1 protein-coding gene and 3 tRNA genes are annotated in these 2254 nt (G+C 60.2%); all 4 read left to right on the top strand.

Features of this window, described 5'->3' with window-relative positions; translation table 11 throughout:
* Positions 1-1577 precede the first annotated feature (1577 nt).
* The 4 genes from ACV22V_RS32245 to ACV22V_RS32260 all read left to right on the top strand — a co-directional run bounded on the left by ACV22V_RS32245 (position 1578) and on the right by ACV22V_RS32260 (position 2180).
* Positions 1578-1814 carry a hypothetical protein gene (locus ACV22V_RS32245; protein ID WP_448016779.1) on the top strand — a complete coding sequence of 79 codons (237 nt, stop codon included), beginning with the start codon at positions 1578-1580 and terminating at the stop codon, positions 1812-1814.
* 63 nt (positions 1815-1877) lie between these two features.
* Positions 1878-1963 (top strand) — tRNA-Tyr (locus ACV22V_RS32250).
* Between the two features lie 43 nt (positions 1964-2006).
* Positions 2007-2080 (top strand) — tRNA-Gly (locus ACV22V_RS32255).
* 25 nt (positions 2081-2105) lie between these two features.
* A tRNA-Thr gene (locus ACV22V_RS32260) sits at positions 2106-2180 on the top strand.
* Positions 2181-2254 lie beyond the last annotated feature (74 nt).

Below are 2254 nucleotides of genomic sequence, written 5' to 3' on the forward strand. Positions count from 1 at the left end.
GAAACCCCCGTCCGAACAGGCGGGGGTTTTTGCATTGGCGCGACGAAAACGCGACTGCAGGCAATCGAACCTCTCCGTTTGCTGCCCAAGCGCGTCGCCGGAATCCACCGCTTTCCATCACCCCGGACCAATCACCCGCCGATTCGCTGCAATCTCCAGCCAGGGAGACGACTCGTGCCGGTTCGGTGACGCCTCCGGCAACGCGTTTTTCCGGCCAACGTAGGCGACTATGTTCGAGGCGCCGGTGTTGCCGGTGTATGGCTGGCGCGTTTCATGGTAAATCCGCGGCAGCTCGAGGCCGCGAGAGCATACCCGTTAGCACCTGAATGACGACTGAAATTCCCACTGGGCCGTCCGCCGACGCCCAAATGTCGGGAAGTGACGTCGGTTTGCCTGCTCGATCCCGTCAGACGTCCCCGTGTTGCTTCTGACGAGAGCGAGCTACCAGATTCGAAGGGCATAGGCTTCGTCAACGAGCGAACGAGCTGCGCCACCGAAAAAGCCACGATTTTAGCCATCAACGCGAAATGCATACCGCTCGCGTCGACGCTGGTCGACACATGAGGTGCACGCGGCGCTCGGATCACCCAGCGCGGAGTGCTCGCGCGGTACAATTCGCGGATCCAATTTTTTTCCCTGATCTCGGCACAGCGTGAGCATCGCCGGGGCAGCGAGCAGCCGACGTTGAGGTGCTCGTATCGGACGTTAGCTTCCCTGGCGCGCGTAGTCCGCAGGAGGCGTCGCATAGGCATCTCGATCAAAGTCGACGCAGAAGAACCGCCGGTCGACGCCGGATACTTCGCCGCCACCTACAACGCGACGATGCCAGCGAGCGCAACGGCCCCGGAGGCAGTCGCGGACGCATGATGTTGAAGATCCCTTCGACCCACCTGATTGCGGCTCGCGGCGACGATGACACCGCCCGGAGCGGTCCGGAAGCTCGACCTGCCCGGACGTCCTGGTGCCGCTGATACGCGACGATTTGCACCCACACCTCTGCCCATCATGTCGGCCACGCGTCACCGTCGCAGCGAACGCGCCGCGGTGCGGCAAGTATCGCGCCGGACCTTCGCGCAGCGGATCAACATGAGCGTCTGGTCGGACTATCGTAGCGAAGCCGCGCTATACGTCCGATATCCGATACGACACTCAGCTCGCTGACCACGGACTTCAACGTTGTTATGTGCCGTGCGAGCTGGCGCGCCTCTTTTGCGCGTCCTGTTTGCGGCATCGTGGTGCCGCCGGAGTGCGACATGGAGGTACCGAAGATCGCGCGAAGGCACGAGAGAAGTCCGGATTTTGAATGAGGCGGGGGAGAGCGGGGGCTCGATCGCGTGAAAGCGGGACGGTATCGCGCCTCTATTCTGTCCCCAGAACGGAAAACGTGGGCCAATGGCGGCTCCTGTTCTGGCGGTTCGATTCCTGCATGTCGCAGCGGAGGATGCGAGCAGGCACTATATCCGGAACCCCATGTCCGGTGTGTCGGAGCCTCTGCGGATAGCCCGGCTGACCCCGGCCGGACGATGTGCTGACGCGCCACCGTTAAACGGCTTCAGATTGGTCCTGGCGTTTGCCGGATGCCTTTGCAAATCCCGCCGGCATGGAAATTGCGGATTTTTTGCATCTACCTGCTTGGCATTATGCGCGGAAGGCCTTATGATGGCGGTCTTTCGTTTTTAGCGAAGATGCAAATCGATGCTGAAGACGGAGATCTGACGAAGATGTGGGCGCCGATCGGCGATCCTCTCGTGCTTGCCTCAGCCGGGCGAGCATGGGTGTCGGGTGAGTCGCGCAAGTGGGCTGGAAGAGAATGAAAATAATCTTCCGGGTGTGCTTGACAAGAGTGCGATGCACCCCCATAATCGTCAGTTCTCTACGGAGGGGTGCCCGAGTGGCTAAAGGGGGCAGACTGTAAATCTGTTGGCTTACGCCTACGTTGGTTCGAATCCAACCTCCTCCACCAGAACATCAGCGCAGAGAGCGGTAGGGAATCGTTAATGGCCCGTGCGGGTGTAGCTCAATGGTAGAGCAGAAGCCTTCCAAGCTTACGACGAGGGTTCGATTCCCTTCACCCGCTCCAGTCCGTGTAGTTGAAGCGTAATAGCGCCCATGTGGCTCAGTGGTAGAGCACTCCCTTGGTAAGGGAGAGGTCGGCAGTTCGATCCTGCCCATGGGCACCAGCAGTAAAAAGTCAGTGTCTGTTTGCGCGCGGCGCAACATGTGAAATTCCTTTCGGGAGTTGAAAATGGCCAAG

This window comes from Burkholderia sp. AW33-5 (assembly GCF_053427615.1).

Coding starts and splice junctions, on each gene's coding strand:
- ACV22V_RS32245 (WP_448016779.1), top strand. CDS start 1,578: ATGCCTTTGCAAATCCCGCCGGCATGGAAATTGCGGATTTTTTGCATC.